The following is a 23,286-nucleotide window of genomic DNA, read 5'->3' as shown; positions in this document are numbered from 1 at the left end:
GGCACCGCGATGCGGTAGTGGCAGCCCAGCGCCACCTCGAGCCCGCCCCCCAGGCTAACACCGTGCATGGAAGCCACCACGAGAAGCGGCGACGCTTCGATGCGGTTGATCAGGTCGGGCAGGTGCGGCTCGAGCGGGGGTTTGCCAAATTCGGTGATATCGGCACCGGCAAAGAAAGCACGCCCCTCGCCCACAATCAGAACGGCACGCACACCATCATCGGCCTCGGCCTGATCCATGCGGTCCCACAGGCCCTGGCGCACGGCTTGGCTGAGCGCGTTCACCGGCGGGTTCTGGACCGTCAGGATGGCCATGTCGCCTTCTCTGGAATAGGCAATCTTGTCGCTCATGGGTCCTCCGCTGGTTCTGAAACACGCGCAGGGGTCCTCCACCCGGCGCATGTTTCAGCCTAGGCGTGCACAGAAAAAGGGCAAGCGATTCAAAACACGCCGCAACGTCACTTGGCGCTGATCCGCCTCTTCATCTTGCTGAGTAAACTCTCCCCGAAGGGCCGCGCTCCACTGGCCCGCCGGTTGCCTAGCTGTCGCGTCGGTAAATGAAACAGCGGCCCGGAACGGCGCCATCCGGCAGCGGCTGTTCGACCAGATCGTCAAAATACATCCGGTCTGACGACACCATCAGACCACCGACGGCCAGCAGCGGTGCGATGATAGGCGAGACTTTCTGTGCAAAGAGATCGTTCTTTTGGGCATTGTGGCCGCCCAGATCAGCGTGGATCAAAACCGCGGAAGGTCCAAAGCGTTCAAGGGCCTGCGGCAAGGTTTCAAAGACATCGCCCAGCAGAACCATGTCTTCGGGCGGTGTGCTGTCAGGGTGCGAGGCGACGGCCCGTTCGAACACATAGATGTCACGGCCCGGCATGATGTGCCGCATGTGATGGTAGGTGCGCCCGTTGCCCAAGCCCAGCTCGAACACCGGCCCCTCCATATCCGCGATGACGTTCGCTGCGTGATCCAGACAGGCCCGTTGGGACACCATACGGTCGACAAAAAGGTCAAGGCGGCTTTGTTGCATGATCATTTCCTTTGCTTTTGCCCTAGATGGGGCAAAAAGTGATCAAGCGGTAGCACATTCGCGCGACTTTCCCGTGTATGGACGTAACGGATGGAATCGGGTTGACTGATTTCAAGATGTGCGCGCGAAAAAAGGACCATGAATGGCCCCGCTTCTGGAAGTGAAGAATCTGTCGATCGGCTTTGGCTCGGCTCCTCCGGTCGTGGCGGGCGTCAACTTCTCGGTCGCAAGCGGTGAAACGCTGGCGCTGGTTGGCGAGAGTGGGTCCGGTAAGACGCTGACCTGTCGATCTGTACTGCGGATCCTGCCCAAAACCGCGCAACTGCGTCAGGGTTCGGTCATGTTCGGCGACAGCAATGCGCGTACCGATCTGCTGACCCTGCCGCCCCGCAAGATCAGGGACATTCGCGGCAACCGCATTTCAATGATCTTTCAGGAACCCATGCGATCCCTGTCACCCCTGCACCGCATTGGCAATCAGGTGTGCGAGGTGTTGACCCTGCATCGCAACATGTCGGCGGCAGAGGCCAAGCAGGATGTGCTGGCAACATTCGAACGCGTCGGGTTCGTGGACCCCGAACGCGCTTTCCGCGCCTATCCGTTCGAGATGTCGGGCGGGATGCGGCAGCGCGCCATGATTGCCATGGCCATGGTTTCCAAGCCCGATCTGCTGATCGCGGACGAACCCACCACCGCCCTGGATGTGACCACACAGGCGCAGGTGTTGGGGTTGATGAAGGATTTGCAGCGCGACACAGGCATGGCGATGATCCTTGTCACCCATGATCTGGGTGTCGTAGCCAACATGGCCGACAGCGTGGTCGTCATGAACAAAGGTCATGTCATGGAAAGCGGTCCGGCCCCCGTTGTTCTGGGGGAGCCGGGCCATGGCTATACACAGAAGCTGTTTGCCGCCGCCCCGATGATCCCCAAGGACCCGAAACCATCCGAGCCTTTGCCCGCCGAAGATCTGATCCTTGAGCTGAACAATGTCTGCAAGACATACACGGTGCGTGCAGGCGGCTGGCGCGAGAAGAAGAAGGTGCATGCTTGCGTCGACGTCAATCTGAAGCTGCCACGTGGCAAGACCCTGGCCGTTGTGGGCGAAAGTGGATCGGGCAAAACGACCTGTGCCCGCATCGCCCTGGGGGCTGAGGTGCCAGACGAAGGGTCAGAGGTGTTGTTTCGATCAGAACCGGGGGCCGATCCGGTTTGCATCAATGACCTGAGCCGTGCCAACAAGGTGGCGTTTCAGCGGCAAGCACAGATGGTGTTTCAGGACCCCTATTCCTCTCTATCGCCGCGCATGCGGGTGCAGGAGGCGTTGACTGAGCCGATGGAGATTCACCGCATCGGCAATCGGATTTCCCGACGCGACAAGGCAGCCGAGATGCTGCGCTGGGTGGGTTTGAACCCCGACATGCTGATGCGCTACCCGCACGCCTTTTCAGGTGGGCAGCGTCAACGCCTGTCCATTGCCCGTGCGTTGACCTTGGACCCGGTCTTGCTGGTCTGTGACGAGCCGACCTCGGCCCTTGATGTGTCGGTGCAGGAGCAGATTTTGAGTTTGCTGGAGCGCATACGGGACGGGATGGGGCTGAGCTATCTGTTCATCAGTCATGACCTGGCCGTTGTCGCCCGCATTGCTGATGAGGTGGCGGTGATGCGTCAAGGTGTTGTTGTCGAACAGGCCCCGCCGGAGACGCTGTTTTACAACCCGCGCCATCCCTACACCAAGGCCCTGATCGCGGCACAGCCCGAGCCAGATGTGCAACGCCCCATTGATCTGGCCGAGGTGTCGCGTGGCGCCGGATCGCCTGCAAGCTGGCCCGACATGTTTCGCTTTGAGGGGCTGGAGACCCCTGCTCTCATCCAGATCGAACCAGGACACAAGGTGCGCTGCCATGTTTAAGCGTTTGACAGCTGTCGTTCTTGCCGGGGTCATCGCTCTGCCCGCCCTGGCCCAGCCCATCGTGCAAGAAAGTGCGTTTTGGGCACCAGAGGTGAAGAAGGGGCAGATGGATGCGGCCGTGGACCGTATTCCGGACGTGCCGCTTGTTGTCGATCTTGAGGCCAAGGGTCGGCAGTTCGGAACGCAAGGCGGCACGTTGCGCACCATGGTCACGCGCACAAAGGACGTCCGCCAGATGGTGGTCTATGGCTATGCCCGGCTGGTCGGCTATGACCACAGTTACCAGCTGAAGCCCGATATCCTGCGCGATGTCGAGGTGGAAGAGGGGCGCATTTTCACCCTGCATCTGCGGCCCGGCCATCGCTGGTCGGATGGTGCGCCCTTCACCTCGGCTGATTTCGAATACTGGTGGGAGCACGTCGCCCAGAACAAGGAATTGAGCCCAAACGGCCCGCCTGAAATCATGCGCCTGGGTGAAGATATCGCCACGATGACCTTCCCTGATGAGGTAACGGTTGTTGTAGAGTTTCCGGAGGCAAACCCGAACTTCCTGCAGATGCTGGCCCAGGCCAGCCCGCCCTTCATCTATCGTCCTGCCCACTACCTCAAACAGTTCCACGTTGCGTTCAACACCAAGGACGCGATGGAGGAGATGATTGACAAAAAGCGCGTGCGCAGCTGGGCGCCGCTGCACAACAAGCTCGACAACATGTACAAGTTCGACAATCACGAATTGCCGACCTTGCAGCCGTGGAAACCCGCATCGACCGGGGCGGCCATGCGGCACCTGTTTGTGCGTAATCCCTATTTCCACCGCGTAGACGCGCGCGGTGTGCAGCTGCCCTATATCGACGTGGTCGAGATGGACATTGTGGGATCGGGCCTGGTGGCGGCCAAGACCAACGCGGGCGAATCCGATCTGCAAGCCCGGGGGCTGGACTTCCGCGACGTGTCGATCCTGAAGAAAGGCGAGGCGGATGGCGCGCCCTATCGCACCTACCTCTGGTCCAATGGTGCAGCGAGCCAGATCGCCATCTATCCCAACCTGAACTTTGCCGACCCGGTATGGCGCGAGGTTATGCGCGATGCGCGGTTCCGGCGCGCCCTGTCGCTGGGTATCGACCGGCGGATGATCAACCGTGCGCTGTATTTCGGGCTGGGCAAGGAAGGCGGGATGACGGCGCTGGCCAAAAGCCCGTTGTTTGATCCCGCGAACCTGACCCAATGGGCCATCTATGATCCGGACACGGCCAATGTGATGCTGGACCAGATGGGCCTGAACAAGCGCACGCCAGCGGGCACGCGCCTGCTGCCCGACGGTCGCCCCATGGAGTTCGTGATTGAAACCGCGGGCGAGCGGCAGGAGGTCGAAAACGCGCTCGCGATCATCACGGACACGTGGCGCGACATCGGCATCAAGTTGATCATGCGCCCGCTGGACCGGGACATCCTGCGCAACCGCGTCTTCTCCGGTGTCACCATGGCCTCGGTCTGGTTTGGTTGGGACAATGGGTTGCCGCAACCCAGCACACCGCCAACCTACCTTGCTCCGACGGATCAGGTGTTCTTTGCCTGGCCGAAATGGGGTCAATACTACCAAACCCATGGTGGGGCCGGCGAACCGGTGGATCTGGAAGCAGGCAAGCGTCTGATGGCGCTGAGCATGGCGTGGCAAAACACAGAAGACCCTGAAGAGCACGGGGAGATCTGGCGCGAGATGCTGAAAATCCACGCCGACAACCAGTTCGGCATTGGTATTCTGAGCGAGGCACCGCAACCGGTTGTTGTCTCTGACCGCCTGCGGAACGTGCCGGAACAGGGCAAATGGGCATGGGATCCCGGCGCACATTTCGGCGTGCACCGGATCGACGAATTCTTTTTCGCGGACGCTGAACAGATCGCGCAGGTGAGCGAATGATGTTCATCCGCTATGCAGCCTACCGGCTGTTGACGATGGTGCTGACACTGATCGTCGTCTCGATCCTGATCTTCATCATCATCAACTTGCCCCCAGGCGACTACCTGTCGAACCAGATCGCCGAGTTGCGCGCCACGGGCCAAGCCGAAGGTGTCGCCAAGGCAGAGTTCCTGCGCACCGAATACGCGCTCGACCGCCCCTTGTGGGAGCAATACCTGATCTGGGTGGGCGTTGCCCCCGGCCCCCAAGGGTTCTCCGGCCTGCTACAGGGGGATTTTGGGTGGTCGTTCGAATTTGATGCGCCGGTTGCCGATATCGTTGGCGACGCGCTGTGGCTGACCGTTCTGGTGAACCTTGCCGCCGTTTTGTTTGTGTATCTCGTTGCACTGCCCCTTGGTGTTCTGGCCGCCGCTCGGTCGGCAACATGGGTCGACTACACCACCGCCTTTGTCGGGTATCTGGGTCTTGCCACGCCAAACTTCCTGCTTGCGCTGATCCTGTTCTACTACGGCCACAAATACCTTGGCCTGCCCATCGGCGGCCTGATGGCACCCGAGTTCGAGGGCGAGCCGATGTCGCTTGCCAAGGTGCAGAGCGTGCTTGTGCACCTGATCGTGCCGACCTTTGTCATCGGCACCTCGGGGGCAGCCGCCATGATGCAGCGCTTGCGGGCCAACATGCTGGACGAGCTGTCGAAACCCTATGTGGAAACCGGAATGGCAAAGGGTTTGGCCCCAGCCAAGTTGCTGACCAAGTATCCGTTGCGCATGGCCTTCAACCCGTTTGTGGCCGACATTGGCAACCTTCTGCCCGCCATGGTGTCGGGTTCGGTTCTGGTGTCCGTGGTGCTGGGGTTACAAACCATCGGACCTGCGTTGCTGACCGCGCTAAAGTCGCAGGACCAGTTCCTTGCCGCCTTCGTGTTGATGTTCGTGGCGCTGCTGACCCTCATCGGCACGATGATTTCGGACCTCTTGCTGGTGCTGCTTGATCCGCGCATCCGCTACGGCGCACGGGAAGGATAAGACCATGAGCACCCTGCCCGACGGCCGTTTCATTGATGACGCCCCTTATGATCCCAATGTGGACCTGTCCGCCCCCGAGCGGTCGGACATGGATGCCCCGAACTGGGTTCTGGTGTGGCGCAAATTCCGCAAGCATCGGCTGGGCCTGATTTCCGGCATCTTCCTGCTGCTGGCTTACATGGCGATCCCCTTTGCCGGGTTCATCTCGCCCTACACACCCAATGAGCGCAGCGCCGATCACCTGTATCATCCACCACAGGCCATCAAGTTCTGGCATGAGGGGCAGTTTGTTGGTCCATTTGTCTATCCCACCATCGGGAGCGCCGATCTTGAGAACTTCCAGTGGGTGTACGAGACGGACACCTCGCGGCCCATGCCGCTGCAATTCTTTTGTGAGCGGACAGAGTACAAGCTGTTCTTCCTGATCCCCGCGGACCGCCACCTGTTCTGCGCGCCCGAGGGGGCCACGGTGTTTATCTTTGGCTCGGACCGGCTGGGGCGCGATGTGTTTTCGCGCATATCTTATGGCGCGCAACTGTCTCTGACCGTGGGCCTGATCGGGATCACCGTGTCCTTTATCCTTGGCATCGGGTTCGGGGCCATTGCAGGCTATTTTGGCGGCTGGGTCGATTGGGTCGTGAACCGCGCCATCGAGATTTTGCGATCCTTGCCAGAACTGCCCTTGTGGCTGGCCTTGTCCGCCGCCGTGCCGTCAAATTGGGGGCCGGTATCTGTCTTCTTCATAATCAGTATCATCCTCGGCCTGCTGGATTGGCCGGGGTTAGCAAGGGCGGTTCGAAGTAAGTTCCTCTCGTTGAGAGAGGAGGAATATGTGCGGGCGGCAGAGATGATGGGGGCGAAACCGTCGCGGGTCATCCGGCGGCATTTGTTGCCGAACTTCATGTCGCACCTCATTGCATCAGCCACCCTGTCGATTCCGGCAATGATTTTGGGAGAGACAGCGCTGTCCTTCCTCGGTCTTGGCCTGCGTGCCCCTGCCGTGTCATGGGGGGTGATGCTGAATGACGCACAGAACCTGGCCAGCATTGAGATTTACCCGTGGACGGCCATTCCGATGCTGCCGATCATCATTGTCGTTCTGGCCTTCAACTTCCTTGGTGACGGGCTACGCGACAGTCTGGACCCCTATAGCGACTGATGCGGATTGAACGGATAAGGGCGCGCGCCGTGATGGCGCCGCTGGCTGTACCCATCACGACGGCACAGGCATCGATCCCTGCGGCGCCCTTGGTGCTGGTTGATGTGGAGACGGATCAGGGAATTACCGGAAGCGCCTACATTTTTGGCTACACGCCACTGATGCTGAAGCCACTGGTGACCTTTCTGATGGACCTGTCAGGGATGCTGGCGGGGTCCCCGGCCCATCCGGCAGATGTGGATCGACAGACAGCATCGCAATTCAGCCTGCTGGGGCGGCAAGGGATGGTAGGCATGGCACTGGCCGGGCTGGACCTTGCACTGTGGGACGCACAGGGCAAGGCGGCGGGCCAGCCTGTTTGCGCGTTGTTCGGTGCCGCGCCGCGCCCCTTGCCCTGTTACGACAGTCAGGGGTTGTTTGTCCCCGGTCGGGATGAAGGATTGATCGAGGCATCGCTGGCGCGTGGGTTCACGGCCATCAAGGTCAAGCTGGGCTTTCCAACAGTGGCCGAGGACGTAGCAGCTTTGCGCGTGGTGCGCGACATGATCGGGCCGGAGCGGAAGCTCATGCTGGACTATAATCAAGCCTTCGATGCGCCCGAAGCAATCGCCCGCATCCGCGCCCTTGAAGAGGCCGGGTTGGACCTGACATGGGTTGAAGAGCCCGTGCCTGCCGAAGATCTGGCGGGCTACCGATCCGTCCGTGCTGCTGTATCCACGGCCATTCAATCGGGTGAGAATTGGTGGCATCCGGCGGATGCGGCGCGCATGGTCGGGGCCACGGATTACGCGATGCCCGACATGATCAAGATCGGAGGGCTGAGCGGCTGGTTCCGCGCCGCTGCCATGGCCGAGGCTGCAGGCGTTCCCGTCTCAAGCCACCTGTTTGTCGAAGCGTCGGCCCATGCATTGGCCGCCACGCCCAATGCACATCTGCTGGAATGGCTGGATGTGGCGGGCGGCGTGATGACCGAACCCTATGAGATCGAGGATGGCTGCGTGACGGCCCGTGGACCCGGCCTTGGCATCACTTGGGACGAGGAGAAGGTCGCACATCACCTCGTGGAGTAGCGCCCTCACCACCCGAAACAATCGAATAAAATTCCGCCTAAAGTCGCCATACTCTCAACAAATTTGCCCCCTATCGCTGTGTCCAAGATACGACGCAAGAGGGCGAGATGGACGCTTTTTACGAACTTCTGGACGGGTTCACCGGGTTCCTGTTTGACTGGAATTCGCGCTTGGCGCTGCTGTATCTCTGCCTGACCGTCGCGTTGGTCTATGTGATATGGCTGGTGCGCGGGCGGCCCACATCCTTCACAGCCTTCCTGCTGCCCCGCGCGGTATATACGCACAAATCGAACCTCGTTGATATCCAGATATTCCTGTTCAACAAGCTGCTGACAGTGTCCGGCTTCTTTGCCGCTGTAACACTCACGCCGCTCGTTACATCGGGTCTGTTGACCGTAATGCTGGACGCCACAGGTGGGGACCTTGCCCCTGCAGTCGGCGAGGGAGAATGGGGCAAACTGGCGCTCGCGACGCTGATTATGATCCTGACGCTGGATTTCTGCAAATACTGGGCGCATCGTCTGCACCACGAAAATGCGCTGCTGTGGCCATTCCACGCCCTGCACCATTCGGCTGAGGTGCTGACGCCCCTGACGGCGAACCGCAATCACCCCGTGTTCGTGGTGATCCGTTTGATGATTTACGCCCTGATCATCGGGGCCGTTCAGGCGCTGATGTTGTTCCTGCTGATGGGTAAGATCGACGTTCTCACCATCGGCAGTGTGAATGCGGGCTACTTCCTGTTCAACGCCTTCGGCGCCAACCTGCGGCACAGCCATGTCTGGCTGAGCTATGGACGGGTGATGGAACATATCCTGATCTCGCCCGCACAGCACCAAGTCCACCACTCCAACGATCCCAAGCACTACAACAAGAACTATGGCGAGGTGTTCGCCTTCTGGGACTTGATGTTTGGATCGCTTTACGTGCCCAAGGAACACGAAATCCTCAGCTTTGGTTTGTCGGATGAAAACGGTGTTCCTATCGAGCAGCCACACCCCACCCTGCGCGCCGCCTTGCTGCATCCATTTGTCGAAGCATGGGAAGCACTGACCAAGGGCACCGATGACCCATCGGCACCGCAGAACCGTGAGACCGCGCAATGACACGTGGCCTGTCCCTGTGGCTGGACGCGCTGCGGGTGGCCGCCACCCTGATCGTGGTGTTTTCCCATGTGGCCTATGCGCGGTTCACGCGCGGGGACTACCAGTTTGTCCGCGAGTTGAATGTTGGCAGTGATGCCGTCATCATCTTCTTTGTCATTTCGGGCCTGGTGATCGCCTTTGCTGCAGAGCGGGATAAGACCCTTGCGACCTATACGTTCAACCGCGTCACAAGGCTGCTGTCCGTCCTCCTGCCGGCCATCCTTTTGACCTTTGTGCTGGACCGGATGGGCCGGCCCATCGACGCGTCAGCCTATCCCAACAGCTTTTACCAGCACCTGCCTCTGTGGGAGATGCTGGCGCGCGGTCTGACCATGTCGAACGAGTGGGGGCTGTTCGAGCGGGTCCGGCTGGGCACGAACGGCCCGCTTTGGTCCCTCAGCTACGAAGCGGCGTACTACGTCCTGTTCGGCATCGCGGTCTTTTGTTCCGGCGCGCGACGGGTCGTATTGCTGGCGGCCCTCGCTATTGTATTTGGGCCGCGCATCCTGCTCCTCATGCCCGCATGGCTGATGGGCGTTGCGGTCTGGCATTACGTTAAATCCGGAAAAGCGGCACAGATGAGCTCGGGCGTTGCACGCTTTTTGGCGTGGGGCGGCCCATTGGCCTATGCTACGTGCCAGGCATTGAACGTGCCGGATGTTCTGGCCCACATGACTGCCGAGGCTTTTGCACCGGCGCACTATCGCTTCATCCTCGTCTTCTCGGACGAGTTCCTGTGGAACGGTTTAATCGGCATTATGACCGCCCTGCATGTGATTGGTATGGCGCGGTTGGTGCAAGGGTATCAGGGCAACCATCCCCATCTGCGGTGGTGGGCCGGGGCTAGTTTTTCAATCTACGTCGTGCACTACCCGGTGCTGCATCTGATCGACGCCGCGTTCCCAGCCGAGACCGTGTCACGCGACGCTTTGCTGTTCTTTGGATCAGTCGCCGCCGGTTTGGTGTTCGCGCAGATATTTGAACGCCCGATTGGGGCCATCCGCACAGCTGTGCGTGGCATGACCCATCGATTACGCTCTAGCGATCGTCTGCAAAATCGGCCGCATCTTCCAGCAACTCTTCTTCAAGAGACGCCTGCGCGGCGGCCGTGATCGCCTTTCGGTCTTCGTCGGTCAATTCATCGGTCTTTTGGCCATCTGCCAGTCGCACAGTCACTTCGCGGTGCGCAAACTTGATGCCCTCGCGTTCAAAGAGTGCACGGATTTCCTCATAGACTTTCTTGCGTACCAGCCATTGATCGCCCGGCTTGGTCATGAACTTGACCCGGATGATCATGGCACTGTCCTGCATTTCGATCACGCCCTGTGACTTGAGCGGCTGGATGAAATTGTCGCCAATGACCGGATCATCCAGCAACGCAACGCCCAGGTTCTTGATCAGTTTGCGGACTTTTTCGACATCTGTGTCGTATGTAACGCGTAGGGGCAATTTCATAATCACCCAGTCGCGGGAGTAATTGGTCAGTACCTGGATTTCGCCAAAAGGGATCGTGTGCAGCGCACCGAGGTGGTGACGCAGTTGGAAGCTGCGGACGCTGATATTTTCCACCGTTCCTTTGACCCCGCCGACATCGATGTACTCGCCCTTGCGGAAGGCATCGTCGAACAGGAAAAACGCGCCGGAAAAGATGTCACGCACCAGCGATTGCGAGCCAAAGCCAACCGCCACGCCCACGATACCGGCACCGGCAAAGAGCGGGCCAACGTTCACCCCCATCTCCATCAGGGTGATCAGCAGCATGGTCAAGACAATGACGATCAGGACGAAGTTACGGAACAACGGCAACAGCGTTGCAAGGCGGGAAGCAGACGAACCGCCACCTTCGTCCCCCAGTTCGACCTCTTGCATGTCGCCCTGTTCTTCAAGGATTTTCCCGTCGATCCAGATGCGAAACACGTTGTAGGCGATGTAGCCAATGAAAAGGATCACGATGATGTCGAGCAGCCGGTCGGTCCAGCTTTCGCCCATCATTGCGGCTTCGGGGCTCCAGATCGTGACGAAGGCATAAATACCGGCAACAAAAGCAAGGATGCCTGCCACCCTTTGCGCCAACCCTTCGAATGTGCTGATCCGAGGGCCCGTAGCCACGGGTGCCGGAACGGGTTCAGCGGCGATCTGGGTCGAGGTATTGTGCTCTCGCACCAAGCGCGCACGGGCGAAACTGCGTTCGATAAAGAAGTTGATGACACCAAAGACCACGATGATTGTGGTCAGGATGGCCCATGCCGCTGCCAGGAGCGGCACGCCTTGCGGATCACCGATGACGAGGTGATAGGTTTGTTCAGCCCATGCAAACAGGAAATACAGCACGGCCAGCGGCCCCCAGACCCGCGCCAATGTGCGCAGAACCCACGTGGAATCTGATGGCGCCTTCCCATTCAGGATTGCACCGGTGATTGCGCGGCCATTTGCGATGACCAGCATGATATTCAGACACATCACCAGCAGGCTGAGCAAAGAGAAGAGAAAGACGTGGACTTCGCTGTTCAGGCCCAGCTCTTCGATCCAGACGCCGAAGAGGATAGCGAAAAATCCGAAGGCTGCAGCCCCCGACAACCACAGATGCAGTTTGCGCGCGTCGCCATCACTGAACAGCGGTATGCGGTACTGTGGCAGATAAGGCGACAGAATCATACGCCACAACCCGGCCACAACCCTAGCCGTGAAGTACCCGATATTAATCAACGTGACGGTGAACTGCATGGCCGCGTCTTCCAGTGGGCCAAAGATGATTGCGCCAAGCAGATAGGCCACTGCCATCGAAACCAGAGTGCCCACCACCCCCATGAAGAAGCGGAACACAAGGAAGGGCATCTTTTCGACATAACCCTCTGGTGCATCATGGATACGGGCCACCACGAAACCTTTCGCGATGCGTCGCCCGAACACTTGGGCCTCGAACACCATACCGATGGCAAACAGCCCCATGCTGATCAGCAGAGCCTTCACATATGCAAAGATCGTGCCATCCGGGCTGGTCGCACGCAGAATGTACGCGACCTCGTTGAAGGCCACCGGCAGGTTCAGAAGCCGGTCCACCAAAGCAGTGCGGAAGGCAACCGCCTCGTCCTGGATCGCCATGAGAGTGGTGCCGCTGCCCGGCGCATCGCTGGTTGTGGGTGGCGTCCCGGTCTGGGTGATCACGCGGCCATCGCTGTCGATGACAATGACGTTGACGCCATTCTGCGCGGCGCTTTCCATTATATCTGTGATGTCACCTGGGGCAGTTTCGGCAGTGCCAGCGCCGGGCAACAAACTGCCCAAACCTTGGGCATGTGACAAAGACGGAAACAGGAGCAATATACCGATCAGAATGGGCAGAAAGAGGCGGAAAAGAGAGTGTGTCATATGCGATGTCACGGAACTTTTGGATTTGAACGACGCTACGCGACCGCAGATGCAATGACAATTGCATCTACCTGGACGTGAACACCCGCGATCTGTCCGGTAAGCGCTGGTTTTACAAAGCGTTCCATTTTTGCGATAGCGCGGGCAGAGGTGTTGTCCAGACCGGCTGTTGCTCTCTTGGGGAACGCATACTCTGTGCTATACGCGTCAGAGGGATTCTCTGAGCGTCAAGGATGGTGACGTCCGCGAGGAGACGGGGAAAAGAAGACGACAATGACCCATTCCACTCCTGTTTCGCCAGCTGCGGTTGGTGCCCGCCCGGGTCGCGTTGTGCTGTACAGCCACGATACGTTTGGCTTGGGTCATCTGCGGCGCAGCCGTGCGCTGGCATCGGCCCTAACCGAGTCGGGCGTCGCCGAAAGCGCTATCATCCTCACCGGCAGCCCCGTTGCGGGGCGTTTCACCTTCCCGCCCGCCGTGGACCACGTGCGTCTACCCGGTGTGAAGAAACTGGCCGATGGCAGCTATATCAGCCAGACCGAAGGCATGGATATCGAGGCGACAACCGCCCTGCGGTCTGCATTGATTGATTCAACTATCGACCAATACGAACCGGACCTGCTGATCGTCGACAAGGAGCCAACTGGCTTTCGGGGTGAACTGCTCGACACCTTGAAACGTCTGCGCGAACGCAGCAAGACCCGCATCGTTTTGGGCCTGCGCGACGTGCTGGACGAGCCCGACGTGCTGGCGGCCGAATGGGCGCGCAAGGGTGCAGTCGAAGCGACCGAGACCCTTTATGACGAAGTCTGGGTCTATGGCATGCGTTCGGTCTATGACCCGACCCAGGGCCTGGCCTTGTCGCCTGATTTGCGCAGCAGGACGGTCTGGACCGGCTACTTGCGGCGTAGCATCGTGGATGCCGCTGAGGTGCCGGATACGCCGTATATCCTAGTCACACCCGGCGGTGGTGGCGACGGCGCGGCCATGGTCGACCTTGTCTTGTCTGCATATGAACAGGACCCTGATCTGCATCCTCACGCCGTTCTGGTCTATGGCCCATTCTTGTCCGGTGAAGTGCGCGAACGGTTCGAAACACGCGTTGAGGCACTGGGCGGTCGCGTTACATCAACCGGCTTCGACAGCAAGATCGAACCCCTGTTTGCAGGGGCGGAAGGCGTGATTTGCATGGGCGGCTACAACACGTTCTGCGAGCTACTGTCCTTTGATCAGCGCGCCGTTATCGTGCCTCGCACGAAACCACGCCTAGAGCAGTGGATCCGCGCACATCGGGCCGAGGAACTTGGACTGGTGCGCAACCTTGATCGCTTCCGCGAAGGGCTGACCACAGACGCAATGGTTGCGGCCATCCGCGCCCTGCCCCACCAGAAACGCCCGTCCGAGGCGGGAGCCGATGGCCTTCTGGATGGTTTGGACGTGGTCAATGCACGCGCGCAGGCCCTTATGCAGCATTCGTTGACCGACGCCGCAGAATGACGTCACATTCCCCACGATTGGCAATTGCCGTCAAAGGCTGGCCGCGCCTGTCCGAGACCTTTATTGCGCAGGAACTTGTGGCGTTGGAAGAAGCCGGGATTGATTTTGCCATTTGGTCACTGCGCCACCCGACCGACACGAAAACCCACCCGTTGCATGACCGGCTTGGTGCCGAGGTGCACTACCTGCCGGAATACCTGGGCGATGAACCTGTCCGCGTCCTACGCGGCCTGTTTTCAGCCATGGCGCATCGCACGTTTTGGCCCGCATTACGTCAATTTCTGCGCGATTTCACACGCGACAGAACCAGAAACCGCATACGCCGATTTGGACAAGCCTGCGTTATGGCGCGCGAATTGCCCGCTGGCACCTCGGCCCTCTATGCCCATTTTCTGCACACACCATCATCTGTCGCACGTTACACTGCGATTCTCAGGGGTGTGCCGTGGTCGTTTTCGGCCCATGCCAAGGATATCTGGACCTCACCGGAATGGGAATTGCGGGACAAGCTGAATATGGCGACGGCGGGGGCCGCATTTGGGGCCACCTGCACGGCATTCGGCGCCGAGCACTTGAACGGCCTGTCCACGGATACGCCAATTGATCTTGTCTATCATGGTCTGGACCTGTCACGCTTTCCGCCTGCCCCTGACCGGGCTGCGCGCCGCCCTTCCGATCCGTTTCATATGCTGTCTGTCGGCCGCTTGGTTGAAAAAAAGGGGTTTACCCGCCTGCTGGATGCGGTCGCGCTGCTGCCGCCAGACGTTGATTGGCATTGGACCCATATCGGAGGTGGTACCCTGAAACAGGCGTTGCAGGACCAAGCCACGCAATCTGGCCTTTCGGATCGCATCACCTGGCGCGGCGCATGCGATCAACCTGAAGTGATTGCAGCAATGCAAGCCGCTGATTTGTTTGTATTGCCCAGTCGGGTCGCTGCCGACGGCGACCGCGATGGCCTGCCCAATGTCCTGATGGAAGCCGCCAGCCAGAAACTGCCGATACTGAGTACGGCCGTATCGGCCATACCAGAGTTCATCGACAATGGTGTGCACGGTATCCTGAGTGACGACGATCCGACCGCACTGGCCGATGCAATGCTGCGGGTCGCACGCAACCCCGAACTTGGCGCGACTATGGCTGATGCCGCCCATACCCGCCTGCATACCGATTTCACCATGCAACCCGGCATTGCGCACCTTGCACGGCGCTTGCGCGCCATCATGGACGCTGCGTGACCGTCGCTTTCTATGCTCCGCTCAAGGCGCCGGATCACCCGGTGCCATCCGGTGACCGGACCATGGCCCGCGCCTTGATGAAGGCCCTGGATCATGCCGGATTGGATGTGAGCGTTGTATCCGATTTGCGCATTTATGACCGCGCGGGTGACACCGCATTGCAGACCGAGTTGATGGCGCAGGCAAAGACGGAAGTTGCGCGCCTTCTCTCCGCACCAGAGGCTGCAACTTGGCATTGCTGGCTGACCTATCACAACTACTACAAGGCCCCGGACTTGATCGGGCCACCAGTCGCTCGCGCCTTGGGCATTCCGTACACACAGGTCGAAAGCACGCGCGCGCGCAAGCGCCTTAGCGGACCATGGGCGCGATTTGCCGAAGCTGCAGAGGCCGCCAGTGATCAAGCGCACACCATCTTCTACGTCACTGCCCGTGACGCAGAAACGCTGCGCCGCGATGCACCAGTTGGTCAGGTTCTGACCCATCTGCGCCCGTTCCTTGACCGCACGGAGTTGCCTACACAATCGGACTATGCCGGTGCCATTCTGAGTGTCGGCATGATGCGCGCCGGGGACAAGCTGGCATCCTACCACCTGATTGCTGAGACGGTTGCGCTGCTGGATCCTGCGCTGGATTGGCAGTTGGACATCGCAGGCGACGGCCCGGCCGAGGCCGAGGTCACGACCCTGATGGCCCCGTTCGGCGCGCGCGTGCGGATGTTGGGCGCGCTGTCGGCGGAAGCATTGCAATCGAAATATGAACACGCCCGCCTATTGTTCTGGCCCGGCGTGAACGAGGCATTCGGCTATGCCTATCTGGAAGCGCAGGCGGCTGGATTGCCTGTTGTCGCCCAGGATCGGCCCGGGGTGCGCGACGTGGTAGCCGGGATGCAACCTGTCGTCGCGGAGGGTCCACATGCGATGGCTGCACAGCTGACGGATATGCTGACCAATCAGGCAATGGTCGAAACCTTGGGCGCTCAGGCCCGCGCGCAAATTGCAGAGCACCATCTGCTGCCCGCTGCCGCTGGAACACTGCGCGCGGCAATCGAGGGCAGGATATGATCCGTCTGGCACTATTGCGTCACGGTCACACCACCTGGAACCGCGAGGGTCGCTTGCAGGGCCGCAGCGATATTCCCCTTGATGACACAGCGCGCCGCGACTTGGCAGGATTCCGTCTGCCCGACGATTTCAAGAACGCCGATCTGGTGTCGAGCCCGCTGGCTCGCGCCACGGAAACCGCTGAACTGGTGGCCGGACGTACGCCACGTGTCGAACCCTGTTTGATCGAAATGAACTGGGGCGACTGGGAAGGGCACCATGGTGCGGAGCTGTCCGCTGATGCGACCAGCGGGTTTCGCCATATCGAAGACTGGGGGTGGCACTACTGCCCACCGGGCGGCGAAAGTCCGGATAGCCTGCGGGCACGTTTGCAGCCATGGCTGAATAGCTTGACGCGCGACACAGTGGCTGTCTGCCATATCGGTACGATGCGCGTGTTGTTGGCCATGGCAACCGGCTGGGACTTTACCGGGCCGGCGCCGTTCAGGATCAAGCGAAACCGCTTGTTTATCCTCCAAGTCGACGCTGGCGCACTGACACTGATGCCAGACGCCCAACGATTGGAGGCGCGCTGATGCAGGTCACGATTGTGGTCACACATCTGCTGGGCACCGGGCATCTGGCGCGTGCACTGACCCTTGGCCGTGCCTTTGTTGCTGCAGGCGATACGGTGACCGTTGTCAGCGGAGGCAGGCCCGTTCCGCATTTCGACGGCGCGGGCCTGACCCTTGTGCAATTGCCGCCATTACAATCGAACTGCACTGATTTTTCGACACTTCTCACGGACATTGGTGAGGCTGCAGACGATGCCTATCTGGCCACCCGCCAGACCACATTGCTTGATCACATCGTGCAGCAGAGCCCCGACGTGTTAATCACCGAGCTGTTCCCGTTTGGGCGCCGCATATTGAAGGCCGAGTTCCAGGCGCTGCTTGAAACTGCAGATGGCTTGCCGTCGCGCCCACTGATCCTGTCATCCATTCGCGACATCCTCGCGCCACCCTCCAAACCATCCAAAGTCACCTTCGCCGACCAACTCGTAGATCGCTTCTACGACGCCGTGCTGGTTCACTCTGACCTTGAGGTCGTGCCATTGGACGCAAGCTGGCCTGTATCGGACGGGCTGCGCTCCAAGCTGCGTTACACCGGCTTTGTGGCGCCCAACGCACCAGATATGAACGCTCCTCATCACAATGAAATCTTGGTCAGTGCAGGTGGCGGTGCCGTTGGCGACAAGGTCTTTGAGGCCGCTTGTGAAGCGGCGAAATTGAATACCGAATATTCGTGGCGTTTTCTTGTTGGTGGTGACGATGCGCGCCGCACGTTCTGGGCAAACCGCGTCCCAGCCAACGTGGTGGTCGAAGGCCCCCGCCCCGACTTTCGCGAGCTGCTTCTGGGCGCGATGGCATCGGTGTCCATGTGTGGATACAACACGGCGCTCGATGTCTTGCAGACTGGCGTTCCCGCGATCTTTGTCCCGTTTGACGATGGCAGCGAAGTCGAACAGGGGTTGCGCGCGGATGCCCTGGCCGCGCTGCCCGCCGTGTCAGTGGTAAGGCAGGCAGACCTGTCGGGACCGACCCTAGCAGATGCCATCGGCAAGCTTGCCCAGCAGGAACGACGCTCTCCTCGTACAACCGGCATGGACGGCGCCAAAGTAAGCGTGGACGTCGCGCACGGATTATTGGCGGGGGCGTCGCATGCACATTGACTGGACGCCCTTGCGCACTGAGCTCGCCGCGTGTCGACGTGATGGGTTGCCCGTTCCATTCTGGTGGCGCGACGATGATGCGATTGCCCCGACTGCAGAACTTGAGCAACTGGAAGACCTGTCTCGAGCGACTGAACTGCCCGTTCACTTGGCGGTCATACCGGCCCGTGCAACGGCTGAGCTGGCCGGATGCGTGGATGGTGAGCAATTGATCCCGGTCGTTCATGGATGGGCACATCGGGATCACAGCGGACCGGATGAGAAGAAGAATGAGTTCCTCACGGATCGGCCAGACTTCGTTCGCGACAGCGCACGTGGACTGGCTCGCATGCGCGACTTGTTTGGTTCACGGCTGCAGCACATGTTCGTGCCGCCGTGGAACAGGATCCATCCCACACTGCTCCCGCAGCTAAACGAACAAGGGTTCAAGGTGATATCCACATTCGGGCCTCGCAAAAGCATCAATGCGGCGCCTGGACTGATGCAGATCAATACTCACATTGACCCGATATGGTGGAAGGGCACACGCGACCTTGTCGCGCCTGAAACGCTGGTGGCAACGACAGTGGCGCATTTGGCTGCTCGGCGGCAAAGGACTGAAGACTCACAAGAACCTCTCGGTCTTTTGACCCATCACCTGGTTCACACACCCGCGATCTGGGCTTTCACCGAAAGCTTTGTACACGAAATGCTGTCAGGCGGCGCAACGCCGTGGACGATGGAGACAACGACATGAGCAGACTGGAATCGATGCGGCGGCGATTGAGCGCGCAGATCGATGGAATCAACTGGGCGGCAAGGAAGATCGCCACACTGGAAGGCGATGTACTGGAAATGGGGTTGGGCAACGGCCGCACCTACGATCACTTGCGCCAGGAATTGCCCGATCGCCGCATCTGGGTGATCGACCGGATGCTGAAATGCCACCCAAGCTGCGTCCCCCCAGCCGAAGACTTTCTCGAAGGTGAGGCAGAAGCCATGCTCACCCGGCTGGCCGGCCAAGGGCACAAGATGGCGCTCGCACATTACGATTTTGGCTACGGCATCAAGGAAAAGGATGTCGAAGAAGGCATGCGCCTCAGTCCATTGATCGCAGCACTCATGCAACCCGGTGGGCTGATCTTGTCACAACAGCCGCTCGTCGGCCTCGAACAGATCTGCGGACCCGACACAATCGCACCGGATCGGTATCTTTTCTACCGTGCCGTGTAGTTGCGGGGTGATTTGATCACGAATCCGCTCACTCTTGTTGTCACCCACTGACAGGGCCTTCTAAGGTTGCGGTGATTCAAGGTCGCACCAAAAGCGGCCGGGACCAACGGGAGTATCAGATGAAGATGTTAAAGACGGTCGCTCTGGCCGCCGCTACACTTGTGTTGGCAACAGCCACACTTGCCGCCCCGCTCAAACTGACGCCGGCCGATCCGCAGCCATCAGGTTTGACCCAGGGGCTTGCGGTGAAGTACTACTTTGACAGCGTCCGCACGCTCAGCGAAGCGGAACGCGCCCACGCGAAAGCAAAACCCGGCAAACCACTGGCCGGTCTGGACTATCGCGACACAGCTGAAGGTGACGAAACACTGACATCCGGCAAAGCACAAAAAGTCATTGCCGTGATCGAAGGCTATGTGCGCTTTGATGAACCGGGCACGTATAAAATCGACTTCATGAGCAATGATGGTCTGCAAATGAAGATCGGTGGTGAGGAAGTTGTCTACTTTGACGGCGTACATGGGTGTGACCCCAGCGAACAGGTCGAAGCTATTGTGCCGGAAGCCGGCTGGTACGCATTGGAAGCACTCTATTTCCAGCGCAAAGGCACAGCATGTCTATTGATGCGCGCCGGTATCGGAACACCTGAATGGATGGAAGACGAGGCCTTCGGTTACAATTGACGGTGAGACGCCCAAGCAGTCGAAGTGGCACGGTCTTGGTGATACAAGCGCTTCTTCGCTGTTTGTGGAATGCAGGAAAGCGGCCGGGCTTCCGATGCTGCCCTCGGCGCGGCGATGGCTGAGATGTGTTTAGAGCAGGCGTTCCGGCCGGCTGCAGCCGAGGAAGTAAATACCCCGATTGATACGGAGTGCCAGCGCCGCAGCAGTTGCGTACCAGCGTAGGCACTCCTTTTTCAACTGACGGATTGATGACTGGCGCTGCGTTTCTAGCCAGCGCCTGTAATACGCCGTTGCACCACCCATGTGACCGGAAATGCCGCAACGAAGCCGATGGCGGCCGCAATTAGAATAGGTCCGACTGTGCCGTAACCGAGCGACAGCGCCGCGATGACGCCAGACCCAGCCATCGTGGCTCCAATGAAGATGTGCAGGAAAAAGAACAGCATGAACCGCTGCATAAGGGGCCTCCGTTGCTTGCCTGCGGAAACTGTGCCTGGGCTAGTCGGAAAACGCATTGATGTCGGTCAAAACAAGGGACCAACTTGGACCGAACAGGACGCTCAATAGGCGGAGAACCGCAATGATCGCGTCAAAAGGGACTGACCGTCCGGCACGCATCTGGAAATGGTGAGAAGGGTTGCGTTCAAGACAACGAAAAGGCGCCAGGTGCGCGAACCGAAGTCCGTGCCGTGCCCGAGAGCACACCCTGACGCCTCGTTGAACCTCATCATCCCCCCAGAGGGCGACATGTTGGCCCAGCTTGCTCGTGACGTTACCGCCATTCGCCGGAACTGCCTGGCGCAAGCCAAACCGCCCCTCGCATCGACCCTGCTGACACCGCCCTTTCGTCACACCCCTTTCAGGGCCACACGATCCGACCTGCATCCAGTTGCTCGTTGATGTCCAAGCTAGGCCTTGCGGTCCGTCCTGATCATCCCGTTGCCTCCGGGGCCTTTGCGTCCACCGCTTTGTTCAAGGAACTCTGCGCCGGTAGATGTAGGTTGGCGTGGGATGGGTGAGTCGCGCAACGAAAAAATGACGGCTTTGCGAAATTTCTTGGGGATAAGCTGTTGATATCACTTGTGGATTTCTTGTGGAGAAGATGGGGATAAGGGGAGAAAGTGTAAGGGTGAGGGCGGGTTAGGTTTGGTCAGGAATTGTGTCGTAGGGCGGGGTTCACCCCGCCGCCCCCGTTTCGGTTCAACCCGCGTTAACCATGCCCCGCGCAGGGTTGCCCCATGCCAAACTACCGCCGACCCAAGATCACCGGAGCGTCCATCTTCTTCACCGTCGCCTTGGCGCGGCGGGGCGGGACGGTGTTGGTGGATGAGATTGAGGCGCTGCGCGATGCAGTTCGGGTGACAAAGGGTGAGCGGCCGTTTCACATTGATGCGTTTGCCGTGTTGCCCGACCATTTGCATTGCGTTTGGACATTGCCGGTTGGGGATCGGGATTTTTCGACAAGATGGGGGGCGATCAAGGCGCGGTTTTCGATGTCATGCCGTAGGGCGGGGTTCACCCCCCCCCCACCCGTTTGAAAAGCGAATATAGGGGTGTAAACCGCCCTACGGCGCAAAGGAGAGGTTGGTCTTTGGCAACCTCGGTTCTGGGAGCATCACATTCGGGATGAGGCCGATTACCGCGCCCATGTGCGGTATTGTTGGATGAACCCGGTGAAGCATGGGTTTGTGGAACGGCCCGAGTAGTGGGCGCATTCGAGTGTGCACTAAGTGTTCACTTCGAATACAATGCCGACTGGACGGCCATGCACTCACAATTTTAAACATTGGCGCGAATAGTCTTGTCAGTGCGTCCGCACCAGAATGGAGGCTACGCCAGCTACCAACGCGAAATCATAACCCGGCATTGTTACCAAACAGAATTGTGAAGTACCTACTGCAGACTAGAAAGGATATCACGGTAGCGGTTCCAGATAGCAACGTCGAGCGGGTCCGCATCGGAACTCCCCGCGTCACACCAGCTCGACCAAGCAATTGGAAAAAGAATGTTATCGCTACTATTAGTGATGGAAGAAGGTTTTCAATAACGCTTTCTCGGTTTAGATACTCTAAGTAGGCAATCAATAACCCTAAACCGGAGAAAAAAGTAACCTCGTAAGCAACATATTGGTATACTTTGCGGTCAAGACCGACGATCTTAACAATGAAAAGTGGAAAAACAAATGCAAATAATATAACGGGCAACAGATCAACTGCCGCCAGTGCAAACTCACCGAATACGATTTCAAACCTGGCTCTTAAGCTGATGTCGTCTAACATTTGCTACTGCCGGCACGCTCTACAGTCATCGTTTACATAGCATCTATTCAAATCCTCTTTTGATTGGGCCGACTCGCTCTGGTACAACGTCAAAAAATCTTGATACAATTGCCAATAATCACTATCATCATAATTCGAAGTTAGACACTGATCTCTCAACTCACTTATTCTGCGGTCTAAGTTTTCTTTTTCGTTTGGAGATAAATCACCTCTTGCAAAGTTTTCATTTACTCGGCGCTCCACGGACTTGAGTTGCTTGCATATTCTATCTATCTTCTTATTGTATGCTTCTAGTGTTCCTACCCTAAAGATTTCGAGACTACGCCTATAGGAAATCAAAGATCTCACTCGGCATATTGCATTGTCAGGTCCGGGAAATCTTTCAACAAGCAATTCCCGTTGAGTTGGAACATCAATGGGCGCGGGAAATCCGAAATCCTGGTCGCTTTGAGCGAAAGCAGCAACCGGAAAAGTGACCACAAGAAATACAAAAAAGATATGCACTGATCGCCCCCCAAGCGACTTCAAACTACAAGATGTTAAGAGGAGAAACGATTCGTGTCACTAGGCCGGGCCAATGTTTTACAACACCAAAGGTGAGCAGATTATTACAAGCTATGGTCAATTGCATCAGCGGCAGCGCCACAACAAAGATACCGAAACTATCAATGCCACTTACAGCATTCGGCTCAACCCATCCATCTTCCATGCGTTGATGCACTACAACACTCCAACCGGGTGCCGCTACGCGCATCGCTGCGCGATACGACTTTCGCGCACTGCTTTCATTTCTGCCCGATATGGACTATCCGGGGCTCCGCCCGTTCGCACCTCAAACGCTCCACTGGAGCGTTTGCCGGGCTAGCGCCCGGACAGGCACTCACCCATCCATCTTGAGGGCGGAAATGAAAGCTTCCTGCGGGATATCCACCTTCCCGAACTGCCGCATCTTCTTCTTCCCGGCCTTCT

22 protein-coding genes are annotated in these 23,286 nt (G+C 58.9%); 16 read left to right on the top strand and 6 right to left on the bottom strand.

From position 1 onward, the window contains the following. The coding region (locus tag AC6RA8_RS10015; protein ID WP_500352488.1) for an enoyl-CoA hydratase-related protein at positions 1-350 on the bottom strand (350 nt) is incomplete at its 3' end. A 187-nt stretch (positions 351-537) separates the two neighbouring features. Further along, on the bottom strand, positions 538-1,041 hold the full coding sequence (locus tag AC6RA8_RS10010; RefSeq protein ID WP_500352486.1) for a class I SAM-dependent methyltransferase: 504 nt from the start codon (positions 1,039-1,041) through the stop codon (positions 538-540). Positions 1,042-1,177: 136 nt separating this feature from the next. On the opposite strand from AC6RA8_RS10010, the gene AC6RA8_RS10005 reads away from it, so the two are divergent. The 7 genes from AC6RA8_RS10005 (at position 1,178) to AC6RA8_RS09975 (ending at position 10,376) form a co-directional block, all read left to right on the top strand. Then, complete coding sequence (locus AC6RA8_RS10005; protein WP_500352484.1) at positions 1,178-2,947, top strand: ABC transporter ATP-binding protein; 1,770 nt, start codon at positions 1,178-1,180, stop codon at positions 2,945-2,947. Then, complete coding sequence (locus tag AC6RA8_RS10000) at positions 2,940-4,865, top strand: ABC transporter substrate-binding protein (protein ID WP_500352483.1); 1,926 nt, start codon at positions 2,940-2,942, stop codon at positions 4,863-4,865. The genes AC6RA8_RS10005 and AC6RA8_RS10000 overlap by 8 nt, the downstream gene beginning before the upstream one ends. After that, complete coding sequence (locus AC6RA8_RS09995; protein WP_189370127.1) at positions 4,862-5,890, top strand: ABC transporter permease; 1,029 nt, start codon at positions 4,862-4,864, stop codon at positions 5,888-5,890. Before AC6RA8_RS10000 ends, AC6RA8_RS09995 begins: the two co-directional genes overlap by 4 nt. 4 nt (positions 5,891-5,894) lie before the next feature. Next, a complete protein-coding gene (locus AC6RA8_RS09990) occupies positions 5,895-7,049 on the top strand; it encodes an ABC transporter permease (RefSeq protein WP_500352480.1) in 1,155 nt (384 codons plus the stop codon). A gap of 32 nt (positions 7,050-7,081) precedes the next feature. After that, the gene (locus tag AC6RA8_RS09985) at positions 7,082-8,119 is read left to right on the top strand and encodes an enolase C-terminal domain-like protein (RefSeq protein ID WP_500352478.1); all 1,038 of its coding nucleotides are present in this window, start codon (positions 7,082-7,084) and stop codon (positions 8,117-8,119) included. Between the two features lie 107 nt (positions 8,120-8,226). Next, a complete protein-coding gene (locus AC6RA8_RS09980) occupies positions 8,227-9,225 on the top strand; it encodes a sterol desaturase family protein (protein WP_500352476.1) in 999 nt (332 codons plus the stop codon). After that, positions 9,222-10,376: an acyltransferase family protein gene (locus AC6RA8_RS09975; protein WP_500352475.1), complete on the top strand. Its 1,155-nt coding sequence runs from the start codon at positions 9,222-9,224 to the stop codon at positions 10,374-10,376. Before AC6RA8_RS09980 ends, AC6RA8_RS09975 begins: the two co-directional genes overlap by 4 nt. Here AC6RA8_RS09975 and AC6RA8_RS09970 read toward each other — a convergent pair. Further along, a complete protein-coding gene (locus tag AC6RA8_RS09970; RefSeq protein ID WP_500352501.1) occupies positions 10,303-11,133 on the bottom strand; it encodes a mechanosensitive ion channel family protein in 831 nt (276 codons plus the stop codon). The two genes, AC6RA8_RS09975 and AC6RA8_RS09970, sit on opposite strands and share 74 nt — an antisense overlap. A 1,773-nt stretch (positions 11,134-12,906) precedes the next feature. On the opposite strand from AC6RA8_RS09970, the gene AC6RA8_RS09965 reads away from it, so the two are divergent. The 8 genes from AC6RA8_RS09965 to AC6RA8_RS09930 all read left to right on the top strand — a co-directional run bounded on the left by AC6RA8_RS09965 (position 12,907) and on the right by AC6RA8_RS09930 (position 20,038). Beyond that, positions 12,907-14,130: a glycosyltransferase family protein gene (locus AC6RA8_RS09965; RefSeq protein WP_500352474.1), complete on the top strand. Its 1,224-nt coding sequence runs from the start codon at positions 12,907-12,909 to the stop codon at positions 14,128-14,130. Continuing rightward, complete coding sequence (locus AC6RA8_RS09960; RefSeq protein WP_500352472.1) at positions 14,127-15,368, top strand: glycosyltransferase family 4 protein; 1,242 nt, start codon at positions 14,127-14,129, stop codon at positions 15,366-15,368. Before AC6RA8_RS09965 ends, AC6RA8_RS09960 begins: the two co-directional genes overlap by 4 nt. Then, entirely contained in the window at positions 15,365-16,432 is a 1,068-nt protein-coding gene (locus AC6RA8_RS09955) for a glycosyltransferase family 4 protein (RefSeq protein WP_500352470.1), read from the top strand. Before AC6RA8_RS09960 ends, AC6RA8_RS09955 begins: the two co-directional genes overlap by 4 nt. After that, on the top strand, positions 16,429-17,007 hold the full coding sequence (locus AC6RA8_RS09950; RefSeq protein WP_500352468.1) for a histidine phosphatase family protein: 579 nt from the start codon (positions 16,429-16,431) through the stop codon (positions 17,005-17,007). Before AC6RA8_RS09955 ends, AC6RA8_RS09950 begins: the two co-directional genes overlap by 4 nt. Continuing rightward, the gene (locus AC6RA8_RS09945) at positions 17,007-18,143 is read left to right on the top strand and encodes a glycosyltransferase family protein (RefSeq protein ID WP_500352466.1); all 1,137 of its coding nucleotides are present in this window, start codon (positions 17,007-17,009) and stop codon (positions 18,141-18,143) included. The genes AC6RA8_RS09950 and AC6RA8_RS09945 overlap by 1 nt, the downstream gene beginning before the upstream one ends. Beyond that, positions 18,133-18,879 carry a polysaccharide deacetylase family protein gene (locus AC6RA8_RS09940; RefSeq protein ID WP_500352464.1) on the top strand — a complete coding sequence of 249 codons (747 nt, stop codon included), beginning with the start codon at positions 18,133-18,135 and terminating at the stop codon, positions 18,877-18,879. The genes AC6RA8_RS09945 and AC6RA8_RS09940 overlap by 11 nt, the downstream gene beginning before the upstream one ends. After that, a complete protein-coding gene (locus tag AC6RA8_RS09935; protein ID WP_500352463.1) occupies positions 18,876-19,355 on the top strand; it encodes a class I SAM-dependent methyltransferase in 480 nt (159 codons plus the stop codon). The genes AC6RA8_RS09940 and AC6RA8_RS09935 overlap by 4 nt, the downstream gene beginning before the upstream one ends. Positions 19,356-19,474: 119 nt before the next feature. After that, positions 19,475-20,038 (top strand): PA14 domain-containing protein, encoded by a 564-nt coding sequence (locus AC6RA8_RS09930; RefSeq protein ID WP_500352461.1) that lies wholly within the window; start codon positions 19,475-19,477, stop codon positions 20,036-20,038. Positions 20,039-20,304: 266 nt separating this feature from the next. On the opposite strand, the gene AC6RA8_RS09925 is transcribed toward AC6RA8_RS09930, so the two are convergent. Then, positions 20,305-20,496, bottom strand: a complete 192-nt coding sequence (locus tag AC6RA8_RS09925; RefSeq protein ID WP_500352459.1) for a CTP synthetase — start codon at positions 20,494-20,496, stop codon at positions 20,305-20,307. Positions 20,497-21,276: 780 nt separating this feature from the next. Between AC6RA8_RS09925 and AC6RA8_RS09920 the strand changes: the two genes are divergently transcribed. After that, positions 21,277-21,576, top strand: coding sequence for an REP-associated tyrosine transposase (locus AC6RA8_RS09920; protein WP_500352457.1), 300 nt, complete (start codon positions 21,277-21,279; stop codon positions 21,574-21,576). Between the two features lie 315 nt (positions 21,577-21,891). On the opposite strand, the gene AC6RA8_RS09915 is transcribed toward AC6RA8_RS09920, so the two are convergent. Together AC6RA8_RS09915 and AC6RA8_RS09910 are read right to left on the bottom strand one after the other, a co-directional pair. Then, positions 21,892-22,317, bottom strand: coding sequence for a hypothetical protein (locus tag AC6RA8_RS09915; protein WP_500352456.1), 426 nt, complete (start codon positions 22,315-22,317; stop codon positions 21,892-21,894). Between the two features lie 529 nt (positions 22,318-22,846). Then, positions 22,847-23,071: a hypothetical protein gene (locus AC6RA8_RS09910; protein ID WP_500352455.1), complete on the bottom strand. Its 225-nt coding sequence runs from the start codon at positions 23,069-23,071 to the stop codon at positions 22,847-22,849. Positions 23,072-23,286: the final 215 nt, after the last annotated feature.

It is taken from the genome of Tateyamaria sp. (assembly GCF_059783535.1).
This window is presented reverse-complemented; position numbering and strand designations above follow the sequence as displayed.